The organism is Streptomyces sioyaensis (assembly GCF_004122735.1).
Classification (GTDB): domain Bacteria; phylum Actinomycetota; class Actinomycetes; order Streptomycetales; family Streptomycetaceae; genus Streptomyces; species Streptomyces sioyaensis.
In genome coordinates, this window is sequence record NZ_SDIF01000036.1 from 37,942 (window position 1) to 58,896 (window position 20,955).

The window sequence follows — 20,955 nt, forward strand, 5'->3', positions numbered from 1 at the left end:
ACCCGTCGGCGCACCCCACCCCGAGGGCCGCTTGCGGCCGCCGATCTCGATACCGCCGGTGGGGCACGACCGGACCTGGGCCGTACGGCACGAGGGACGGCCCTCGCGGGTGGCCAACGGCCTTTTCCGCGAGGGCGCTTGTCGCTACTGCGCGTCGTACCCGCTGAGGAGTTCCACGCCGCGGAGCAGGGCGGAGTGGTCGAGGTCCGCGTCGCCGCGGGCCACGGCGGAGCCGATGAGCTGTGCGGCGATGCTGGCGAGGGGGAGGACGGCGCCGATGGCGCGGGCGGTGTCGGAGACGATTCCCATGTCCTTGGAGTGGAGGCCCATCGTGAAGCTGGGCGTGTAGTCACGTCTCAGGAAGTTGTTCTTCTTACGGGTGAGGACGTGGGAACCGGCGAGGCCGCCGCCCAGGACGTCGAGGGCCGCTTCGAGCTTCACGCCCGACTTCTCCAGGAAGACCACCGCTTCGGCACAGGCCTGGATGTTCACCGCGAGGATCAGCTGGTTGGCCGCCTTCACGGTCTGGCCGATGCCGTGCGGCCCGCAGTGCACGATGGTCCTGCCGAGGGCTTCGAAGACGGGCTTCGCTTCCTCGAAATCGGCGGCCTCCCCGCCGACCATGATCGAGAGGACGCCGTCGATCGCGCCGGCTTCGCCGCCCGCGACCGGAGCGTCCAGGACCCGGATTCCCTGCTCGGCGGCCTTGCGGGCCAGCTCTGTCGAGGTCCGTGGGGCGATGGTCGACATGTCGATCACCAGCGCCCCCCGCCGGGCGTGGGCCAGGATTCCGTCAGGGCCGTAGGAGACCTCCTCGACCTGGGGAGAGTCCGGAAGCATGGTGATGACCACGTCGGCCTCGCGGACCGCTTCGCGGATCGACGCCGCGGCCCGCCCGCCGGCCGCCAGAAGGGGACCGCTCCTCCCGTCGCTGCGGTTCCAGCCGTGCACGGTGTGCCCGGCCTTGGCGAGATTGACTGCCATCGGACTGCCCATGGTGCCCAGGCCGATGAAACCGATCGTCTTCGACATAGAAATCCTTCGCAGGGGTGTACAGGAAAACCAGGGGTCAAGACAGGAGGAGCTGTTCCAGGTCTCGGCCGGCCGACGGGGTGCCCTACTGCACCTCGTGGGTGCGTGCGGGTTCGGCCGGTGGCGTGGCGGGCACGTCGGGCACGTTCAGGGTGCGTTCGGGCAGCCGGAGGGCCATGACGACCGGAACCACGAAGACCGCGAGCAGTGCGTAGAAGACGGCGGGCAGGCCATTCGCGTCGGCGAGCCAGCCGAACGCCGGGGAGCACAGGCCGCCCGCCGCCATCGCCAGTCCCAGGGTCAGCCCACTCGCCGTACCGGGACGATTGGGCAAGTAGTCCTGAGCGAGGGTGACTTGAGCGGCGAACGGCAGGAACAGTGCCACGCCGAACACCCCCGCGCACAGCACCAGGACCGGGAACGCCGGGGCCCAGGCGATGCCCAGCAGGGCGGGAAGCGCCACGAGGTAGCCGACCCGCACCGAGGTCATCCGGCCGTAGCGGTCACCCACCCAGCCGCCCAGCAAGGTACCGACCGCGCCGCACGCGGTGTAGGTGCTGAGGACGACGGCGCCCGCCGCCGCGGACTGGCCCAGATCGCGCTGCGCGTGCAGCGACACCATCGCCGTCACCGTGACGTACGGAATGGACCATCCGGCGACGACGGCCACCAGGCGGGCAAAGGAACGCCAGTCATCCGTCCGTCCGTTGGCGGCCGAGCCTGCCTTGCCCGAGGCGCCGGTGACCAGCGGAGCGGCCGGTGTGTGGCCCCGCGCTCGCATCCAGGACCCCTTGAGTCCCCACAGCAGGGCCGTGACCAGGGCAGGGATCGCCAGCAGATAGCTTCCGGCGAACCCCACTCCCCCGATGACGAGGGTGACCAGCGTCGGCGCGAGGGCACCGCCGATGGTTCCGCCGACGGAGAAGATGCTCATGGCCTTCTGCGAGGATCCGCCGGCGGCCCGGGCCTGGCTGGTCGCGGGCGGGTGGTAGGCCGCGATGCCGATGCCTGCCAGCGCCACACACAACCAGGTGACGAGGTAGTTCCCGGAGAGCCCGGCCGCCATCACTCCTAATGCCGCGGTGCAGAACCCGGTCGGCACCAGCCAGGACCGTGTCTTGCGGTCGGAGAGCACGCCGAACAGGGGCTGGAACAGGCTGGAGACGCCGCTCGCCGCGAACGCCAGCCCGGAGACCGCCGCGTAGCTGTAGTGACGCTGGGACATCAGGAACGGCAGCATCGCGGGGATCGCGCCCTGATAGAGGTCGTTGACCATGTGCGTACCGGCCAGGAAGCCGAGTTGTCCTTTTTTCATGCTGAAACGTCTGCTCTCCTTCTCCGCGGTGTGAAGCCAAGCCCTTGCGGGCCAGGCAGGTTGGACGGTCGACGGCGACGGGGGTGAGGCGGTGCCGTGCCGGTCGGCGCACCGCCTCACGTCACCTGTCGGCGGGGTTACGGTCGGGCCGGGCGGTTCGTCCGCACGCTCCACCGCCCGTCGGCGCGGGTGAGACGGATCGGGTGGTCGAAGCACTTGCTGACCTGGTCGCTGGTCAGGACCTCATCGACCGGCCCGGAGGCCAGGGCGCGTCCGTCGCGCAGCAGCAGCACATGCGTCGTGCCCGGCGGAAGCTCCTCCAAGTGGTGGGTGACCAGGACCGATGCCAGCTCCGGGTAGGTGTGCTGCAGCGTGTCGATCCGTTCGATGAGCTGCTCCCGGCCCGCGACATCCAGTCCGGTGGCGGGCTCGTCGAGCAGCAGCAGCCGCGGACTGGGCATCAGCGCCCGCGCGATCAAAGTCCGGCCCCTTTCGCCCTGGGAAAGGGTCGGCCACCGCGCACCGTGGCGGTCGCTGAGGCCGAGCAGAGCGATCAGGCGGTCGGCCGTCGCCACCTGCTCGGCCGTCGGGCTCCAACGGGGCACCCGTTCGATGGTGTTGGTCAGCCCGGTCAGCACGACGTCCTGGACCTTCAAGGGCGAGCGCAGCGCATGCCGTGGGTCCACGTGGCCGACGTAGGAGCGCAGTTGGCGCATGTCGACCCGGCCCAGCTCATGGCCCAGGACCTGCACCGTGCCCCGGGTGGGGTGCGCGAGGGCGCCCAGCAGGCTGAGCAGGCTGCTCTTGCCGGCGCCGTTGGCGCCGAGCAGCGCCCAGTGCTCGCCGGGCCGCACGGTCAGCGAGACCTCTTGCAGGATCGCCTGACCGTCGCGGACGAGATCGACGTGGTCTGCCTGGAGTACGGCGGTGGCGTTCACGGTCGGCTCCGTTCGGCGCGGTTGACGGCGGCCATGACGGCGTGCACCGAGGCGGCCAGGAGGGAGGTGTCCAGGCCCGCGCCCCAACACGTGGTGTCCCGCACGCGGCACTCGGCGTAGGAGATGGCGTGGCTGCCCGGTCCGGTGGTGGTGGCGTGCTCGGCGTAGGTGAGGATGTCGACCGCGATCCCGGCCGTACCCAGGGCATCGGTGAGGGCCGACAGCGGTCCGTTTCCGGATCCCTGGCAGTGGCGCTCCCGGCCGTCGAGGTCCAGCGTGCAGGCGAACCGGTGCGCGCCGGGGCCGGTTTCCGCGGTGCTCCAGGAGACCAGCTTGACCGGGCCGTCCTCGGCAGGAGCGATGTAGGTGGTGCGGAAGAGCTCCCACAGATCCTTGTGCGACAGTTCCTGACCGCCGGCATCGGACGTCTCCTGCACCGTGCGGGAGAAGTCCGGGCGCATCGCCTTCGGCAGATCCAGGCCGTGATGGGTGCGGAGCAGGTGGGCGATGCCGCCCTTGCCGGACTGGGAGTTGATGCGGATGACTTCCTCGTACGTGCGGCCGATGTCACCCGGATCGATGGGCAGATACGGCACCGCCCATGCGGCCTCTTCCGCACGGACGCCCTGCTCGGCGGCCTGCTTGGCGTGCTGGGCCATGCCCTTGGCGATGGCGTCCTGATGCGTGCCGGAGAAGGCGGTGTGCACGAGCGCGCCGCCGTAGGGGTGACGCGGGTGGACCGGCAGCCGGGTGCAGTGCTCCACCACGTCGCGGACCGCATCGATGTCGGAAAAGTCGATCATGGGGTTCACGCCCTGCGCGTACAGGTTCAGGGCCAGGGTGACCAGGTCGACGTTCCCGGTCCGCTCGCCGTTGCCGAACAGGCAGCCCTCCACCCGCTGCGCGCCGGCCAGCACGGCGAGCTCCGCGCAGGCCACGCCGGTGCCGCGGTCGTTGTGCGGGTGGACGGACAGGATCACCGACGCACGCCGCGCCAGGTGGCGGTCCATGTACTCGATCTGGTCCGCGTACACGTTGGGCGTCGCCACCTCCACCGTCGCCGGCAGATTGTGGATCACCGGCCGGTCCGGGCAGGCCTCCCACAGCTCGGTCACGCTGTTGCAGACCTCCAGGACGAAGTCCGGCTCCGTGAGGTTGAACACCTCGGGGGAGAACTCGAACCGGATGTCCGCCCCCGGCCGTTCCTCGGCCCGCCGCATCAGATAGGTGGCCGCGTCCTCGATCAGCCCGTGCACCTCGGCGCGGGACCGGTCCAGGACCACCTCCCGCCAGGTGGGCGCGGTGGCCGTGTACAGGTGGACGACGGTGCGCGGGAGGCCCTCGATCGAGGCGATCGTCCGGTCGATGAGGTCGCGGCGGGCCGCCGTGAAGACGGAGACGGTCACGTCCTCGGGGACCGCCCCGCTGGTGGCCAGGTGGCGTACGAAGTCGAAGTCGGTCCGGCTGGCGGAGGGGTAGCCGACCTCGATCTCCTTGAACCCCATGGCGACCAGGAGGTCGAACATCCGGCGCTTGCGCGCGGTGTCCATCGGCTCGGCCAGCGCCTGGTTGCCGTCGCGCAGGTCGACCGGCACCCACAGCGGGGGCCGCTCGATCCGGCGGGACGGCCAGGTCCGGTCCACCAGGGGCAGGGCGACGCGGTCGTGCACGGGCTGATAGCGGTGGTGCGGCATCGCGCTCGGTCGCTGCGGATTCCACCCCGGCGCGTCCGCCGGAAGGTCACCGGAGGGCGTGCGCAGCGTGGGGAACGTCGTGGTCTCGCAGGAAGCCATGTTTCAGAACGTCTCTCGGTCGGCCGTCTGACGACCAGCACAGCCTGATACCCCGCTGCGGGGTGCCGGTCGTGTCAGGCCCCGCAGCGGCAGCCAAGAAGAAGGAGCTCGTGCGGCCACATGCCGGGTACAGTAGCCGCCATCAACTCCTCAGACAACCTGAGAGATTGAGCGGGCGGAGTGCGGGCGTCCGCAGGTGTCCCACCGTCAACGTCGCTGCACAGAGGGCCGGTTCGGCGTGCACGGCGCCTCCCGTCGGCCTGGGCGCGGTGTTACGCCGAGTACACTCACCGGAAAATCGTCAGACAACCTGAGAGGTGATAGCGGAATGCCGCTCGGCGCTCTCCGCCCCAGCCCTCTGGTCGAACAGGCCACCCAGCACCTACGCGACCAGATCACCGACGGGCAGTGGCCGGTCGGGACCAAGCTCCCTGCCGAAACCGCCCTGGCCAAGACCCTCGGCGTGGGCCGCTCCACGGTGCGCGAAGCCTTGCGCGCGCTGGCCGGTGCCGGCCTGCTCCAGGCGCGTCAGGGGGCCGGCGTGTTCGTCATCGCCACCGAGCCCGAGGAGGACTGGGCCACCCGGCTGCGGCACGCCGCGGTCACCGATATCTACGAAGTCCGCATGCTGATCGAGGTGCAGGCCGCGCGGCTGTCCGCGCAGCGCCGTACCAAGGTCGACCTCGCGGCCATGCGGACGGCGCTGGACGCCCGCCGGGACGCGGCCGCCGGCGAGGACGCGGCCTTCGTCGACGCGGACATCGCCCTGCACGCGGCAGTCGTCGCGGGCGCCCACAACCCCGTCCTCACCGACCTGTTCGTCGAATTCACCCCCGCGCTGCGCAACGGGCTGATCGACCTGCTGGACATCCTCGATCTGCGGGCCCACGAGCCGAATCACGGGGACGAGGCCCATGAGGCGCTGGTGCGGGCCATCGAGCGCGGTGACGCCGATACCGCCAGCAGCACCCTCCAGGCCGAGCTGGAGCAGACCCTGGCCCGCCTCCAGCGCCTCTGAACAGCGCGCTCACGGCGGGCTCAGCGCACTCACGGCGGGCTCAGGGAGAGCTCACGGACGGCTCACAGGAAGAAGGAGAACCAGGGGGATCCCGGCGAGATCCTGTCTATCGTCAGCGGGCTGTCCTGCATGCGCTGGAGCAGGCTGTCGAGGTCCTGCGCACGCTCCAGTTCGATGCCGACGAGGGCCGGACCCGTCTCCCGGTTGTTCTTCTTGACGTACTCGAAGGCGACGATGTCCTCCCCCTTGGCGAGCACCTCGTCGAGGAAGTGCCGTAGCGCACCCGGTTGTTGGGGGAACGTCACGAGGAAGTAGTGGCGCAGGCCCACATGCGCCAGGGAGCGCTCCACCACCTCGGCATAGCGGCTCACGTCGTTGTTGCCGCCGGAGACGACGCACGCCACCGTGCCCGGCCCCGCCCCCGGCAGGACCTGCCGGGCCGCCGCGCTCGCCAGCGCTCCGGCGGGTTCGGCGATGATTCCGTCGGTCTGGTAGAGGTCGAGCATCTCGGTGCACAACGCACCCTCGTCGACCGTGACGATCTCGTCCACCAAGTCCCTCACCAGCGGGAACGCCTGCGCGCCCACCTTGCCCACGGCCGCCCCGTCGACGAACGAGTCGAGCTCGGGCAGCGCCACGGGCCCGCCGTGCTCCAGGGCGGCCCGCATGCTGGCGGCGCCGGCCGGTTCGGCGCCGACGATACGGGTGCGCGGCGAGTGCGCGCGCAGCCATACGGCGATGCCGCTGATGAGGCCACCACCCCCGACGGGCACCACCACGGTGTCCACGGCACCGTCGGCCTGCTGCGTGATCTCCCGGGCGACCGTGCCCTGGCCCTCCATGGTCCGCACGTCGTCGAAGGGATGGACGTACACCGCGCCGGTGTGCTCGCTGTCCCAGTGTGCGGCGGCGCTGGCCTCGTCGTAGGTACTGCCGACGACCACGAGCTCGACGGCGTCACCACCGAACGCCTCGATGCGCTCCCGCTTCTGGCGCGGAGTGTTGGACGGGACGAACACCCGGCCGCGGATGCCGAGCCGGCTGCAGGCGAAGGCGACGCCCTGGCCGTGGTTGCCCGCGCTGGCGCAGACGACGCCGCGCCGCAGCTCCTCGTCGGTGAGCGAGGAGATGAGGTTGAAGGCGCCGCGCACCTTGTACGAGCGGCAGATCTGGCTGTCTTCCCGCTTCAGCAGAACCCGGTTTCCGAGCAGAGCGGACAGCCGCGGGTTCTCCTCCAGCGCGGTGCGGCGCACCACCGGCGCCAGCCGCCGTGCCGCCTGTTCGATACCCGCCGCGTTCAACTTGGCTGACATCTCGGGATGGTAACTCGCTGTACTGGACGGGCATTTCGACGACCACGATGCGGACACGTGCCACGTGTAGCCCCGTCACCACGTCCGCGCCGCCGGTGCCCGAAGGGATGAGACGAGGGCACAACGGTCCGCTGCCCACCCCACCGCGTCCTCGCCGAAGTCGGGAGCTCAGGCACCTTACGGCCGGTCGCCCGGACCGACGACGCTTTGTGTGGCCCCGGGGGCGTCTTCAACGAAAGACGGGAGCACGGCGATCCTTATGCATCACATACACAGAAGCGCAGATTTCCTGGCACAACTCAGCTCCGAGGTATTCGCTTCCCTCTCCAGGTGCGATCAGCGCAGAACCGCTGAGCAGTTCCTGCGGGGCATGGCGGTGACACCCAGCCGCAAAACGGCCCGGAACGTCGCCCTGTGCCTGGGTGACCCGTCGGCGGAACAGCGCTTCCAGCACTTCATCGCGCACTCGCGCTGGGACTGGGAACCCGTGCGCGCGGCGCTGGCCGGCGTCGTGGAACGGTATGCGCCCCAACTGGCTTATGTGGCACACCCCTTGGTGCTGCGCAAGGCGGGCAAGGACTCCGCGGGCGTGCACCGGCGGTTCGTTCCCGAGCTCGGCCAGACCGTCAACGGGCAGTTCGCGTACGGGCTGTGGCACGCCACGGCGACGATGGCGACACCGGTGGACTGGCACCTGGAGCTGCCGGGTCCCGAGCGGGAGTCGCCGGCGGCGGCCTTCACGAGCCTGGCGTCCCAGCGCTCCGGCTCCCCCCGGCCCGTCGTCATCGACGCCCGCCATACGTCGCTGCCCGCACTGCTCGACGGCTTCTCCCTCGCCCGCGTTCCCCTGCTCGCGCGGATCAGCGGCGCCGCCACGGTGACCGCCGTCGAGCAGTCCCGGCGAAGCACCACGTCGTCGCCGGTGTCGGTGCACGAGCTCCTGGCCTGGACCCGGCGGCTACGGCGCCCGGTGAACCCGTCCGTCCCGCAGCGGACCGCGGCCACCGTCCAGGTGCGGGTGCCGGGGACCGCGATGCCCCGGCCCGCGTCCGGCCCGGACGGCGAGCCGAGGCCGCTGACCCTGATCGGCGAGTGGGACGAGGCGCGGGCGGGACTGAGCCGCTGCTGGCTCACCGATCTGCCGGGCTCCGCCCCCGCCCTGTTGCGCCTCGCCGCGCTCCTGGGTGAGGTGACCGGCCAACTCGCCGAGGTCGACGGGTCGGGGCTGCGCGACTACGGCGGCCGGTCGTTCAGCGGCTGGCACCGGCACATGACCATGGTGTCGGTGACACACGCCGTACGGGTCCTGACCGGGCACGACCGCCCGTTGCTGACCCCGGCGGAGCAGCAGCCGCTCCCGCTCGCCATGTGACGCCGGCCGTCACCCCTAGGGTCTGTCCGGTGGATCAGGGCCTAGGGGGTGTCCGCGGTCCCCAGCGACTCGCGCACCCGGTGCAGCCGCAGCGCCAGTTGCACCTCCAGGGCTCCGGCCGGTTCCTGCCATCGCTCCCCGAGCAGCTCGCCGATCCGCTCCAGGCGCCGGGCGACGGTGTTGGCGTGCACGAACAGGTGCTCTCCGGCGCGGGTCGGGCTGCCGTTGGCGGCGTAGTACGCCTCCAGCGTCGTGACCAGGTCCGCGGAGCGCCGTCCGTCGTACTCCAGGAGCGGGCCGATGACCGAGCCGATGAAGCCTTCCACGTCCCGCTCATCGGCAAGGAGAAGTTCCAGAAAGCCGAGGTCCTTCGGGGAGGCGGCGCGGCCGGTCGCCCCGAGCACGGTCAGTGTGTCGAGGCAGCGGATGGCCTGCTTGTACAGACCGGGAGACGCGGCGGGGTCCGTTCCGGGCCCCGCCGCGCCGACGGTGATCACCTGCCCGGTGGCGGAGAGGTAGGAGTCCGCCACGCTCTGGGCCACGGCGGACGGGTCGGCTCCCGGCAGGAGCAGCACCACGTGATCTCCGCGGTGGCTCTTGAGTCCGCCTTCCACCCGTGCGTGCACGGTCGCCCAGGCCAGGTCCTGATCGGTCAGGCCGCCCTCCGGCCGGGCCACGGCCACGACGTGCGGGCGGCGCAGATCGATCCCGAGGCTCTGGGTGCGCTTCATCGCGAGCTGGGTGACGCCGGGCTGGGCCGCGAGCAGCGCGTCCAGGAAGTGGTCCCGCTGTTCCGGGTCGGCCGCCTGACTCTGCAATAAGACCGCCAGCGCCTGCGCGCAGCTGCGCAGGACGGGGATTTCGAGGTCGGTGAGCGGGTCCTTGCGGCTCAGCAGCAGCCGGCCGTACTCGACGGCTCCCCGTACGGCGCAGACCCAGCGGCCGTCGCCCTCCTCGGCCACGGCTTCGTCCTTGTACCCGTCCCCCGTCGGGACCGCGGGGGCCGGCCCCGCCCCCTGGCGGGCGGCGCCGGACGACTCACCGCTGGCCCGGTCCTCGAACCACACGGTGCCGCCCAGCAGTTGCCCCACCAGCGCGAGAAACCGTTCGATGTCGGCCTTGGCGAGGACGAGTTCCAGCAGGGTGCGCTGGCTGTCCCTGAGCCGCCAGACGCCCTCGCGTTCGTCCTCGGCCCGGCGCACGTCGGCGCGGAGTTCGTCGACCTCCGCCTGGATCTGCTGAAGCTTCAGGCTCTTGCCGATGGCCCCCGCGACGAGCTGGCCGAACTCGCCGGCCAGCGCGTTCTCGTCGGACCCGAAGTGGCGCACCTCGCGGCTCCCCGCGTAGAGCAGGCCCAGGGAGGAGCCGTCGGGATGGCGCAGCGGCACGGCGATGACCGCCCGCAGCCCCTCCGCCTGGACCACCCGGTCGATGTCCGGCGAGTGCCGGATGTCCGGGTCGGCGAGGTAGTCGGCGGTGCTGAACGGGGCGTCGTGTGAACTGGCCGAGGCGCCCAGGCCCCCGTCGTCGGGGATCCGGAAGCCCAGGGTGAGCCCCGAGGTGTGCCCGTCGGCCGCCCGCACCACGTTCCCGCCCGACGCGGGGTCACGCAGGCCGATGTACGACATGTCGAGGCTGAGCAGCGTGCGCATCCTGCGGGTGACGACTCTCAGCACCGTCTCGACATCGTCGGCGCCCAGCAGGTCCCGTGCGGTGTCGAGAAGGACGGAGAGGTCGGCGGTCCGCCGTCGTCGCTTCTCGAACAGGCTGCGCACGTCCTCCGCGAGGCGCTCCGCTCTCCTCAGCGAGGCCACCGTCTCGTCCGGGGCGCCTGCCGCCCGTGCAGCAGCAACCGGTCTGCTGAAAGCGGAGGGCGCGGCCTCGCTCGCGAGGAGCTCCAGATAGGTCGAAGCGTCGAGGTCGGTGGGCTCCCTCATGTCAACTCGCGTCCCCGTTTCTGGCCAGTCGATCTTGTCCGCCGATCCTAGATCTCCCGCACGCTGTGTCCACCCCCGTCTCACCTGGCGAATTGACCGGTTCGAGATCGCTCGGAAACAGTGTCGTGACCACTCCTTCCGGAGCGCGAGCGGTTGTCTGGGCCCCTCCCCCCGGAAGTTCCGGTGCCGGGATGGTGAAGGACGTGGCAGATCCGCCACGGTTCCGCCCCCACTGTTCCGGAGGTTCCTGTGTCCGAGACGACCACCGCAGACGAGCTGTCCACCGCGCCTACGGGACTGCCCGCCTCGCCCACGCGCAGCCATGTGCGCTCCCTCGCACGGTGCGAGGCCGCGCGCACGCATCAGGATCTGCCCCGGGTCTTCACCCTGCGCGGCCGCGACTGGGATCTGCTCGACGAGGTCTTCGCCCCGGACCTCTCGCCGAGCACCGAACTCGCCCTGGATTTCCTCGGCCTGTCCGCGCCGTCCGCTCCCCTCGGCGCAGGCCCCGCGCCCGTGAGCCGGGGCCGCATGCTGGAGATCGGCTCCGGCGCCGGCGTCGTCTCCGTCCTCGCCGCGCTGAGCGGATACGACCGGGTGGTGGCGGCCGACATCAATGAGCACGCCGTACGGAACACCGGCCTGAACATCGCACGGCACGGGGTGGGCGACCGGGTCCGGGCCGTGCACAGCGACCTGTTCGCCGCCCTGCCGCCGGCGGAGCGCTTCGACACGGTCTTCTGGAGCTCCAACTACGTGCTGGCCCCCGGGGACTACGTCTACCGCAACGACTGCGAGCAGGCCTTCGTCGATCCCGGATACGCCGCACACCGGCGTTTCCTGGCGGAGGCCGGGAACTGGACCACGCCCGGCGGGGCCGTTCTGCTGCACTTCAGCAGCCGCGGCGACCTGCCCCTGCTGCGACGCCTCGCCGCGTCGTGCGGGCGTTCGCTGCTGGTGCGCCGCTCACAGGAGGTGCGGGAGGGCGAGGATCCGGTGGAGCACCTTCTCCTTGAGGTGACGCCCGCGCTGTGAGCGGGAGAACGCCGGGCCGCCCGGCGCGCAATCGATTTTCGGATTCTCTGTCACATCTGCTGCACATGACGGGAGTTGACGGATCACAAAGACGATTCACCGCCGTCCGGCCGGATCCCCGTAGCGTTCCTGTTGCTCCCGCAGTGCACAGGGCGACACCGAACGGGCGGTCCGTCTTTTCGCGGGAAACTTCTTGAGAATCCCCGAGAAAGGCAGCAGATCGTGAAGATCGACTGGACCGGGCGCGAAGAATTGCCGCCGGACGAAACGAAAATGGCGAGGCGTCTCGCGGTCGGCAGCAAGATGTCCTGCATGCGCGTCGTCGCCGAGCGGCCGGGCCGTACCGACACCACGCCGCACTGGCACGAGAACGAACAGTGGGTCGTCGTCACGTCGGGGACGGTGCACTTCGTCGCGGAGGGCACCGAGTACGAACTGACGGCCGGGGACGTGGCGTTCATTCCGGCCGGGCAGCGCCACACCCTCGTCCAGGTCGGCGACGAGGGGGCGGTCCTGTACGAGCTGTCGGCTCCTGGACGGCTCGACCTCGTGCCGGGTTCGCTGGTGCCGTCCGCCCTGCGGTTCGACTGAGCTGCGGAGGTGCAGGCAGGTGAGTACGCAGAGCATCCCCGCCGGGCAGGTGTCCGTCGTCTTCGAGTACGTCCAGGGAAAGCGCCGGCTCGACCGGGTTCTGGAGGCCGCGAGCGCCCTGCTCCAGCGGGTCGCTGAGGAGCCGGAACCCCGTCGGCGCCTGGAGATCTCCTTCGAACTGATCCGCCGCCACTTCAGCGACGACGCCTGCCTCGAATGCGACGGGGTCTCGCTGCGCACGACACCGGAGGCCTCCGAGCGCACGGCGGAAGCCACCGCGGACGCCCCCTCGTTCCACGTCCGGATCGAGGGCGCGGCGGGCGACGCGGGCTTCCTGTCCGCCCGGTACGACCCGAACGGCACGCTCGGCCTCACCCCGGTCGAATGGTCCGCGGCGATGCGGCTGCTGGCCCGGGTCGTCGCGCTGAGCGTCGGGGGCAAGGCCGTATGAAGAGCGCAGTGGTCTCCGGCACGTCCGCCGGTATCGGAGCGGCGGTCGCCGAGGAGTTCCTGCGCCGCGGCTACTCGGTCGTCGGCCTGTCCCGCCGCGGCAATGCAGAACTCGCCGCACACGGCGAGTACCTGGACCTCCGTGCCGATCTGCGGGACGGGGACGCCGTACGGTCCGCTCTCGCCGGCCTCGGCGCGGAGGTCACCGCGGGGCTGTGCGCCGTCGTCCTCAACTCCGGTGCCTCACCGGCGCCGTCCCCGCTGGCGGAGGCGACCTGGGAGTCGGCCGCGGACGCCTACGCCTCGAACGTCGCCACCGCGCTGCACCTCGTGCAGGCCACGGTGCCGTTCCTGCGCGGCCGGGGCGGCGGTTCGCTGACCTTCATCGGGTCCAGCACCGCCAATGGCCGCGAGCCGTCCCGATGGCCGTACGCGGCGAGCAAGGCGGCCCTGACCTCGCTGATGCGGGCATGTTCCGTGGAGTTCGCGGACGACCGCGTCGTCGCCAACGAGGTGCGCCCCGGGCCGGTTGCCACCGCCATGACCGTCGGCGGCATGGGAGAGCGGGGGAACGCCGGTGAACGCTTCCTGGGCCTCCTGAACTCCGGATATCAAACCGACTGGCTGAAGCCCGCGAGCACCGTCGCTCGATGGGTTGTCGACCTCGCCGAATTCCCGGCGAACGGTCCCACGGGCCAGGTATTCAACTACAGCCGCAAGGTTGTCTGACCAAAAGCTTGCAAGCCGAAGGGCTGCAACTTCCCGGAAGATTCTCCCCTTTGGGCTTGCCGGAGGCTTTGCCTCCACATCGTCCGGCGAATTCCGTGTGCCGTTTTCCCTCGGCTTTCTCTCGGATTTCGCTCGGAATTAGACAGTCACAGCACTCCGGAAAGAACTCCGCCACCCCGACCAAGTGAGGTTACGCATGTCCGCATACCCCTCCGCCCCGCAGCTCGTCGACCTGTTCAACTGGGCCTCGCCCGGCATGGTGGTCACCGACGGCGAAGGCCGCGTGGTGCTGGCCAACAAGGCCGCCAAGCAGCTCCTCCCGGACGCCTCCGCGCCCGGTGCGGAGGTCGCCGCGGCCCTCGGCGTCGAGGACTACCAGGCTCTGCTGGCCTCGCGTTCCGTCGTCGAGAACCGCGAAGTCCCCTTCTCCCACGCCGACTTCCCGCAGGGCTACGCCAACCTGGGCTTCGGCGAGGCCGACGGGACCGTCTACGGCTTCTGGGCGCTGCGCCCCACGACGACCTACCCCACCCCCTCCCCCAAGCCGGCCCCGCAGGAGGCGACGACCGCTACGGCATGGATCGCCCGGGTCGACGCGCCCGACGCGGACTACACGCCCGTGACCGAGGACGCCGTTCCGCTGGTCAGGGCGTACTACGACCACTGCCCCGTCGCCATCCACCTGATCGAGGAGGACGGCACCGTCGCCCACGCCAACTGGAAGGACATCGCGATCGTCGGCGCGACCGAGGCCCCGGACAGCTACGTGGGCCACCACATCCGGCAGATCTACGCCGACAAGGAGATCGTCGAGGACTTCCTCGGCCGCTGGGACGACGACGCCCCGATCATCGACTTCCGTGCGGACTTCCTGAACAAGGGGGAGCGCGTGCCGGTCGTCATCTTCTCCACCGCCAACGTCGAGGGCGGAACGCTCAAGAACACCCGCTGCTTCGTCTTCCCCGACAACGAGCCGGGCCGGAAGCGCGACCGGGTGACCGCGCTCGACCTCGCCTTCTGACCTCGTCACCGGGGCGGCCGTGCCGGACACGGCCGCCCCGGCGGGTCCAACCGGCTTTCGACTTCCAGGAGTGGGCAGTGGCAGCGCAACCAGCGGTCCGGGGACGGTGGATCTCCGACTGGGACCCTGAGGACGAGGTGGCCTGGCGGGACGGCGGGAAGCGCGTCGCCCGACGCAACCTCGCCGTGTCGATCGCCTCCGAGCACGTCGGCTTCTCGGTGTGGAGCCTGTGGTCGGTCCTCGTTCTGTTCATGACTCCACAGATCGGTCTCGGCTTCGACCCCGGGCAGAAGTTCCTCCTCGTGATCATCCCGACCGTGGTGGGCGCGGCGTTGCGTCTGCCCTACAGCTACGCGGTGACGCGCTTCGGCGGCCGCAACTGGACGGTGTTCGCCACCGCGCTCCTGCTCATACCGGCCCTGCTCGCGCTGTACTTCGTGCAGCGCCCCGGCACCGATCTCTGGGTCTTTCTGGTGATCGGGGCGCTGACCGGCGTCGGAGGCGGCAACTTCGCCTCGTCCATGACCAACATCACGGCGTTCTTTCCGCTGCGTCACCAGGGCTGGGCGCTGGGTCTGAACGCGGGCGGCGGCAATGTCGGTGTCGCCGTGGTCCAGCTCCTCGGCCTGCTGGTCATCTCGGTGGCGGGCGACACCCACCCCGCGTACGTCGTGGCCGCCTATCTGCCGCTGATCGTCGTCATCAGCCTCCTCGCCTTCCTGCGGATGGACAACGTCGCCGGGGTGCGCACCGAGCGGGGCGCGCAACGGGAGGCCGCCGCCGACCGCGCCACATGGTGGATCTCCCTGCTCTACATTGGCACCTTCGGCTCCTTCATCGGGTACGCGTTCGCCTTCGGCCTGGTCCTGCAGTACGAATTCGGCTCCACGCCGCTGGAGGCCGTCTCGTTCACGTTCCTCGGGCCGCTGCTCGGTTCGTTCGCCCGTCCGCTCGGCGGCCTGCTCGCGGACCGGGTCGGCGGAGCGGTGGTCACCTTCTGGAACTTCCTCGCCATGGCGGCGGGCACCGTACTGCTCCTGATTGCCTCGGCGCGGCACTCCTTCGCCCTGTTCACCACCGGGTTCATCGCCCTCTTCGTCCTGAGCGGCCTGGGCAACGGCTCCACGTACAAGATGATCCCGGCCGTCTTCAACCACCGGGCGGAGCAGGCGATCCTGGCCGGCCACGACGCTCCCCCCGCCTTCGCCCGGGCGCGCCGCCTGTCGGGTGCGGTCATCGCCATCGCCGGGACCGTCGGGGCGCTCGGCGGCGCCGGCGTCAACGCGGCCTTCCGCCTCTCGTACCACTCCGGCACGGGTACCGGTGCCCCCGCGTTCTGCGCCTTCCTCGGCTACTACGCCCTGTGCATGGCCGTGACCTGGGCGGTCTTCCTGCGGCGCACTCCGCAGGCCGCGTCCGGCCCGGTCGCCGCGCGTCGGGAAGGCAGCCATGTCTGAGCACGGTCACCCTGCGGGGGAGGTGGCGACCCACTGCCCGTACTGCGCCCTGCAGTGCGCCACCCTGCTGCGCCGGGACGGGGACGGGGCACCGGAGGTCAGGCCGCACCCCGACTTCCCCGTCAACCAGGGCAGCCTGTGCCAGAAGGGCTGGACGGCGCCCGAGCTCCTGAACGTCACCGACCGGCTGCGCCACCCCTGGGTGCGCGACGGGAAGGCGGAGCCCCGGCCCGCGAGCTGGGACGAGGCCCTCGACCGGGTCGCGGCGACGCTGCGCGCGCTGCGCACGGCCCACGGGCCGGACGCGGTGGCCGTACTGGGCGGCGGGGGCCTCACCAACGAAAAGGCCTACCTGCTCGGGAAGTTCGCCCGGGTGGCCCTCGGGACCAGCCGGATCGACTACAACGGGCGGTTTTGCATGTCCTCCGCGGCGGCCGCCTCCATCGGCGCCTTCGGCGTGGACCGCGGTCTGCCCTTCCCGGTGACCGACCTCGGGCAGGCGGACGTGGTCCTGCTCGCCGGGGCGAACCCGGCGGAGACCATGCCGCCGCTCATGCGCCACCTGGAACGGCCCGAGCTGATCGTGGTGGACCCCCGGCGCACGCCGACGGCCCGGCGCGCCGCCGTCCATCTCCAGCCCGCCCCCGGCACCGATCTCCCGCTCGCCCTCGGCCTGTTGCACCTCGCGGTCACCGAGGGGCACGCGGACCTGGCGTACATCGGCGCGCGCACCACCGGTTTCGCCGCGGCCCGGGAGATCGCCGCGGCCTGGACGCCCGAGCGGGTGGCCGAGGTCACGGGGGTGCCCGAGGCCACGCTGCGGCAGGCGGTCCGTCTGCTCGCCGGGGCGCGCCGCGGCTACGTCCTGACCGGGCGCGGCTCCGAACAGCACCGCGACGGCACCGACACCGTCTCGGCGTTCATCAACCTCGCCCTCGCCCTGGGGCTGCCCGGCACGGAGGGCAGCGGTTTCGGCTGCCTGACCGGGCAGGGCAACGGGCAGGGCGGACGCGAGATGGGGCAGAAGGCCGACCAGCTGCCCGGCTACCGTTCGATCACGGACCCGCGGGCGCGTCGCCACCTGGCCTCGGTGTGGCGCACCGAGGCCGAGCGGCTTCCGGGCCCGGGGCCGAGCGCCTACGAACTGCTCGACTCGATCGGCACCGCCGACGGGCCGCGCGCGCTCCTGGTCTTCGGCACCAACCCGGTCGTCTCCGCGCCGAACGCGGCGCACATCGGCGCCCGCCTGGCCGCCCTCGACCTGCTCGTGGTCGCGGACTTCGTGCCGTCCGAGACGGCCCAACTCGCCGATGTGGTCCTGCCGGTGACCCAGTGGGCCGAGGAGGAGGGCACCCTGACCGGCCTGGACGGACGGGTGCTGCGCCGCCGCCGGCTGCTCGACCCGCCGAGCGGCGTACGCAGCGATCTGGACGTCCTGCACGGCCTGGCCGTACGCCTCGACGCCCCCGGCGGGGACTACCCGCGCGCGCCCCGCGCGGTCTTCGACGAGCTGCGCCGCGCTTCCCAGGGAGGAACCGCCGACTACGCGGGCATCAGCTACGACCGTCTCGATGCCGGTCAGACCCTGCACTGGCCCTGCCCCGAGGACGGGCACCCCGGCACGCCCCGGATGTTCCTCGACGGCTTCGGGCACCCGGACGGCAGGGCGCGGTTCACCCCGGTCGTCGCCGGGCCGCCGGGCGAGGAGCCGAGCCCCGGCTATCCGCTGCGGGCCACCACCGGCCGGGTTCTCGCGCACTATCAGTCGGGGGCGCAGACGCGGCGGGTGCGCCCGCTGCGCGACGCCGCGCCGGAGCCGTTCGTCGAGCTGCACCCCGACACCGCGGCCCGCCTCGGCGTGCGCGACGGGGAGACCGCCCGGGTCACCTCACCGCGCGGCAGCATGCTGGCCCGCGCCCGCCTGGTGGCCGACCTGCGCCCGGACACGGTGTTCGCGCCCTTCCACTACGCCGGGGACGGCCGGGCCAACCTGCTGACCGGCGCCGCCCTCGACCCGCGCAGCGGCATGCCCGAGTTCAAGCTCAGCGCCGTCCGCGTGGAGCCCTGCGCGGGCGCGGACGAGCGGCCGGCGGCGGCCCCGCGCACGGAGGCCCCGGTGTGTCTGTGCAACAACGTGTCGCGGCGGCAGCTGGAGGAGGCGTGGCACGCGGGGGCGCGCGACGTCGCGGGCCTCGCCGCCGCCACGCGGGCCACCACCGGATGCGGCGGGTGCGTGCTGGACGTGCGGGACATCATCGGGCAGCTCGACGGGTCCGCGCCGCCGCCGGAGCCGGCCGTGTCCCCCGCGGTCCCGTTCCCCGGCCCCGCGGAGGGCCCCGGCACCCTGGTCGTGATCGGTCACGGCATGGTCGGCCAGCGGCTGCTCGCGACGCTGCGCTCGCGCGACCGGACGGGCCGGTGGCGCGTGGTCGTCCTGGCCGAGGAGGGCCGTCCTGCCTACGACCGGGTCTCCCTCTCGTCCTATCTGGACGGCAAGAGCGCCGAGGACCTCAGCCTGGTGGACGCCGATCTGCTCGCCGACCCCCTGGTCGAGCTGCGTCCGGGGTGTCCCGCCGTCGCCGTGGATCCCGCGGCACGCACGGTGCGCACCGCGGCCGGCGACGTGCTCGGCTACGACGCGCTGGTCCTCGCGACCGGCTCGCGCCCCTTCGTCCCGCCGGTGCCGGGCCGGGACAGCGCCGGCTGCTTCGTCTACCGGACCTTCGAGGACCTCGACGCGATCCGCGCCGCGGCGGGCGAGGACCGGCCGTGCGTGGTGATCGGCGGCGGTGTCCTCGGCCTGGAGGCCGCGAGCGCGCTCCAGGGCCTCGGCATGCGCCCGCATGTCGTGGAGCGCGCGCCGCGCGTCCTGGCGGCGCAGCTCGACGAGGCCGAAAGCCGGGACATGGCCCGGCAGTTGACCGATGTGGGGCTGCGCCTGCACTGCGGGACCGGCGTCACGCGCATCACGGCCGGTCCGGACGGCGGGGTGCGGTCCGTCGCGCTCGACGACGGAAGCGTCCTGGAGGCGGACCTGGTCGTGTTCTCGGCGGGCATCGTCCCGGCGGACGACCTCGCGGGGCAGGCCGGCCTCGCGCGGGGCGAGCGCGGCGGTTTCCTGGTCGACCGGCACTGCCGCACCGCCGATCCCCGGATCTGGGCGGTCGGCGAGTGCGCGGCGGTCGCGGGGCGCTGCTACGGAGTCGTCGCGCCCGGCTACCGGATGGCCGACATGGTGGCCCGGCACCTCCTGGGTGAACCGGCCCCCGCATTCACCGCGCCCGACGTACCGACCCGATTGAAGCTCGTCGGGGCCGCCGGGGCCGCGATGGCGTGATCGGACCACCGCGTTCACCGACCTCGCCGACCCACCACCCGACGCAGCGGACACCTGCACGCCCACGCACTCACGGAGCCGGACACCCATGACAGTTCAGCAGGCCACACCATGCGAGCGGCCCGTCGCCGACCGTTTCGACTACCACGACCCCCTGTTCCAGGCCGACCCCTGGCAGGTGTACCAGGCGATGCGGGAGGCCGGGCCGGTCCACTTCTCCGAAGCGGCGAACTGCTACGTCGTCGTCGGCCACGACGCGGTCAAGGAGGGGCTGTCCCACGACGCCGTGGTCGCGGACTTCCCGCTGCGCACCAGCCGCCGCACCTTCGGCCGGAACCTCCTCGACCTCGACGGCGCGGCGCACCGGGCCTTCCGCAAGCACATCGCCCCTCTGCTGGGCGCACGGGCCGTGCGCTCCTACCTCCCCACGGCGATCGTGCCGATCGTCGAGGAGACCGTCGCGGCCCTGGAGCCCGGTGTGGCGACGCCCGTCGTGGAGCAGATCTCGGCGGTGGTGCCCTACCGGCTGATGTGCGGCCTGATGGGGCTGCCCGCGTCCGACGCGCGATGGCTGTACGAGCAGATGCGGCCCATCGCCCGGACCCTGGACTACCCGCCCGACACCTCGGCGGACGTGCAGCAGGCCAAGGCCGTGGTCGAGGCGTATCTGCGCGGCCTCGTCTCCCAGGACGCGATCCCCCGCGACACGATGACCGGCCGCATCCTCGACGCCATGCGGGACAGTCCGGACCCGTTCGACGTCGCCGATGTCCTGGCGACGCTGCTGCTCGTGCTGCTCGCGGGGACCGAGACCAGCATCGCCGGCATCACCAACACGTTGCACGGTCTCGCCGTGCAGCCGGGCGCCCTGGAGCAGTGCCGTACCAAGGACGACGCGGTGCGCGTCGTCCGCGAGGTGCTGCGCCTGCACCCGCCCGTCCACTCCGTCCTGCGCTTCGCCGAGCGGGACTTCTCCCTGGGCGGTACGCACATCCAGCGGCGGTATCCGCTCCTCTTCTCCCTGGCGAGCGCGAACCGGGACGCCACGGTCTTCGGCCACCCCGACGCCTTCGACCCGGACCGCCGGGAACGCAGCTCGCTGGCCTTCGCCACCGGGCCGCACGCCTGTCCGGGGATGAACCTCGCCGAGACGGAGTTCGCCGAGATCTGTGTGCACCTGGCCCGCCGGTTCACCTCGCTCACGGTCGTTCCCGGCAGCGACACGGAGCACGGCCACTCCTTCCGCCACGCCCCCGACCTGTCCCTCGTCCTCTCCTGAGCCCTGCTCCGGCAGGACTCCGAGCCCACTACTGACGCGCACCAACGCACCAGGAGACACACCATGACCGACGCCGTCCTCGCCCGACTGACCGACTGGATCAAGGACAAGAACCCCGAGGCGCAGGAGATACCCGAGGACCTGGACATCGTGGAGACCCGGACGGTCACCTCCCTCCAGTTCGTGGAGTTCCTGCTGTACATCGAGGAGTTGCGGGGCTCCGCCATCCCCTCCGAGGAGATGGACATCGACTCCTTCCGCACCCTGCGCTCCATCGTCGACCGCCACTTCGCCCCGACCCTCACGGCAGGAGAGTGACCATGCCCCCTTCCCCCTCC

At 71.6% G+C, this 20,955-nt stretch carries 16 protein-coding genes and 2 pseudogenes; 12 read left to right on the forward strand and 6 right to left on the reverse strand.

Annotation, left to right across the window (positions count from 1 at the left end; translation table 11 throughout):
* Positions 1-144: 144 nt before the first annotated feature.
* From EST54_RS15250 to leuA, 4 genes are all read right to left on the reverse strand, one after another.
* Complete coding sequence (locus EST54_RS15250) at positions 145-1,032, reverse strand: 2-hydroxy-3-oxopropionate reductase (protein ID WP_129248159.1); 888 nt, start codon at positions 1,030-1,032, stop codon at positions 145-147.
* A gap of 85 nt (positions 1,033-1,117) precedes the next feature.
* Positions 1,118-2,347 (reverse strand): MFS transporter, encoded by a 1,230-nt coding sequence (locus EST54_RS15255; protein ID WP_129248160.1) that lies wholly within the window; start codon positions 2,345-2,347, stop codon positions 1,118-1,120.
* A 137-nt stretch (positions 2,348-2,484) separates the two neighbouring features.
* The gene (locus EST54_RS15260; RefSeq protein ID WP_129248161.1) at positions 2,485-3,285 is read right to left on the reverse strand and encodes an ABC transporter ATP-binding protein; all 801 of its coding nucleotides are present in this window, start codon (positions 3,283-3,285) and stop codon (positions 2,485-2,487) included.
* The gene (gene leuA, locus EST54_RS15265; RefSeq protein ID WP_129248162.1) at positions 3,282-5,078 is read right to left on the reverse strand and encodes a 2-isopropylmalate synthase; all 1,797 of its coding nucleotides are present in this window, start codon (positions 5,076-5,078) and stop codon (positions 3,282-3,284) included. The genes EST54_RS15260 and leuA overlap by 4 nt, the downstream gene beginning before the upstream one ends.
* A gap of 328 nt (positions 5,079-5,406) precedes the next feature.
* Between leuA and EST54_RS15270 the strand changes: the two genes are divergently transcribed.
* Complete coding sequence (locus EST54_RS15270) at positions 5,407-6,096, forward strand: FadR/GntR family transcriptional regulator (protein WP_129248163.1); 690 nt, start codon at positions 5,407-5,409, stop codon at positions 6,094-6,096.
* Between the two features lie 62 nt (positions 6,097-6,158).
* Here EST54_RS15270 and ilvA read toward each other — a convergent pair whose 3' ends face one another.
* Entirely contained in the window at positions 6,159-7,409 is a 1,251-nt protein-coding gene (gene ilvA, locus EST54_RS15275) for a threonine ammonia-lyase IlvA (protein WP_129248164.1), read from the reverse strand.
* A 259-nt stretch (positions 7,410-7,668) separates the two neighbouring features.
* Here ilvA and EST54_RS15280 point away from each other — a divergent pair, with 259 nt between their 5' ends.
* Positions 7,669-8,781, forward strand: coding sequence for an IS701 family transposase (locus EST54_RS15280; RefSeq protein WP_129248165.1), 1,113 nt, complete (start codon positions 7,669-7,671; stop codon positions 8,779-8,781).
* Positions 8,782-8,822: 41 nt separating this feature from the next.
* On the opposite strand, the gene EST54_RS15285 is transcribed toward EST54_RS15280, so the two are convergent.
* Positions 8,823-10,718: a helix-turn-helix domain-containing protein gene (locus EST54_RS15285; protein ID WP_161989287.1), complete on the reverse strand. Its 1,896-nt coding sequence runs from the start codon at positions 10,716-10,718 to the stop codon at positions 8,823-8,825.
* 249 nt (positions 10,719-10,967) lie between these two features.
* On the opposite strand from EST54_RS15285, the gene EST54_RS15290 reads away from it, so the two are divergent.
* The 10 genes and pseudogenes from EST54_RS15290 (at position 10,968) to EST54_RS15320 (ending at position 20,935) form a co-directional block, all read left to right on the forward strand.
* Complete coding sequence (locus EST54_RS15290; RefSeq protein ID WP_244942524.1) at positions 10,968-11,753, forward strand: methyltransferase domain-containing protein; 786 nt, start codon at positions 10,968-10,970, stop codon at positions 11,751-11,753.
* A 273-nt stretch (positions 11,754-12,026) separates the two neighbouring features.
* Positions 12,027-12,344 carry a cupin domain-containing protein gene (locus tag EST54_RS15295; protein WP_129248167.1) on the forward strand — a complete coding sequence of 106 codons (318 nt, stop codon included), beginning with the start codon at positions 12,027-12,029 and terminating at the stop codon, positions 12,342-12,344.
* A 19-nt stretch (positions 12,345-12,363) separates the two neighbouring features.
* Positions 12,364-12,795 carry a hypothetical protein gene (locus EST54_RS34265; RefSeq protein ID WP_161989288.1) on the forward strand — a complete coding sequence of 144 codons (432 nt, stop codon included), beginning with the start codon at positions 12,364-12,366 and terminating at the stop codon, positions 12,793-12,795.
* Positions 12,792-13,523: an SDR family oxidoreductase gene (locus EST54_RS15300; RefSeq protein WP_161989289.1), complete on the forward strand. Its 732-nt coding sequence runs from the start codon at positions 12,792-12,794 to the stop codon at positions 13,521-13,523. The genes EST54_RS34265 and EST54_RS15300 overlap by 4 nt, the downstream gene beginning before the upstream one ends.
* A gap of 196 nt (positions 13,524-13,719) precedes the next feature.
* Complete coding sequence (locus EST54_RS35430) at positions 13,720-14,544, forward strand: PAS domain-containing protein (RefSeq protein ID WP_239013161.1); 825 nt, start codon at positions 13,720-13,722, stop codon at positions 14,542-14,544.
* 77 nt (positions 14,545-14,621) lie between these two features.
* On the forward strand, positions 14,622-16,001 hold the full coding sequence (locus tag EST54_RS15305; protein ID WP_244942525.1) for an MFS transporter: 1,380 nt from the start codon (positions 14,622-14,624) through the stop codon (positions 15,999-16,001).
* A pseudogene (locus EST54_RS35435) lies at positions 15,994-18,066 on the forward strand (molybdopterin oxidoreductase family protein); the annotation flags it as partial. The gene EST54_RS15305 and the pseudogene EST54_RS35435, both read left to right, overlap by 8 nt.
* A 111-nt stretch (positions 18,067-18,177) precedes the next feature.
* Positions 18,178-19,338: pseudogene (locus EST54_RS35440) on the forward strand (FAD-dependent oxidoreductase); the annotation flags it as partial.
* An 88-nt stretch (positions 19,339-19,426) separates the two neighbouring features.
* On the forward strand, positions 19,427-20,617 hold the full coding sequence (locus EST54_RS15315; RefSeq protein ID WP_129248171.1) for a cytochrome P450: 1,191 nt from the start codon (positions 19,427-19,429) through the stop codon (positions 20,615-20,617).
* Between the two features lie 63 nt (positions 20,618-20,680).
* Positions 20,681-20,935 carry an acyl carrier protein gene (locus EST54_RS15320; RefSeq protein ID WP_129248172.1) on the forward strand — a complete coding sequence of 85 codons (255 nt, stop codon included), beginning with the start codon at positions 20,681-20,683 and terminating at the stop codon, positions 20,933-20,935.
* The last annotated feature ends 20 nt before the right edge of the window (positions 20,936-20,955 follow it).

Excerpts from the sequence above, each read along its gene's own strand:
- EST54_RS15250 (WP_129248159.1), bottom strand. The coding sequence starts at position 1,032 with ATGTCGAAGACGATCGGTTTCATCGGCCTGGGCACCATGGGCAGTCCG.
- EST54_RS15255 (WP_129248160.1), bottom strand. The coding sequence starts at position 2,347 with ATGAAAAAAGGACAACTCGGCTTCCTGGCCGGTACGCACATGGTCAAC.
- leuA (WP_129248162.1), bottom strand. The coding sequence starts at position 5,078 with ATGGCTTCCTGCGAGACCACGACGTTCCCCACGCTGCGCACGCCCTCC.
- EST54_RS15270 (WP_129248163.1), top strand. The coding sequence starts at position 5,407 with ATGCCGCTCGGCGCTCTCCGCCCCAGCCCTCTGGTCGAACAGGCCACC.
- ilvA (WP_129248164.1), bottom strand. The coding sequence starts at position 7,409 with ATGTCAGCCAAGTTGAACGCGGCGGGTATCGAACAGGCGGCACGGCGG.
- EST54_RS15280 (WP_129248165.1), top strand. The coding sequence starts at position 7,669 with ATGCATCACATACACAGAAGCGCAGATTTCCTGGCACAACTCAGCTCC.
- EST54_RS15285 (WP_161989287.1), bottom strand. The coding sequence starts at position 10,718 with ATGAGGGAGCCCACCGACCTCGACGCTTCGACCTATCTGGAGCTCCTC.
- EST54_RS15295 (WP_129248167.1), top strand. The coding sequence starts at position 12,027 with ATGGCGAGGCGTCTCGCGGTCGGCAGCAAGATGTCCTGCATGCGCGTC.
- EST54_RS15300 (WP_161989289.1), top strand. The coding sequence starts at position 12,792 with ATGAAGAGCGCAGTGGTCTCCGGCACGTCCGCCGGTATCGGAGCGGCG.
- EST54_RS35430 (WP_239013161.1), top strand. The coding sequence starts at position 13,720 with ATGTCCGCATACCCCTCCGCCCCGCAGCTCGTCGACCTGTTCAACTGG.
- EST54_RS15315 (WP_129248171.1), top strand. The coding sequence starts at position 19,427 with ATGACAGTTCAGCAGGCCACACCATGCGAGCGGCCCGTCGCCGACCGT.
- EST54_RS15320 (WP_129248172.1), top strand. The coding sequence starts at position 20,681 with ATGACCGACGCCGTCCTCGCCCGACTGACCGACTGGATCAAGGACAAG.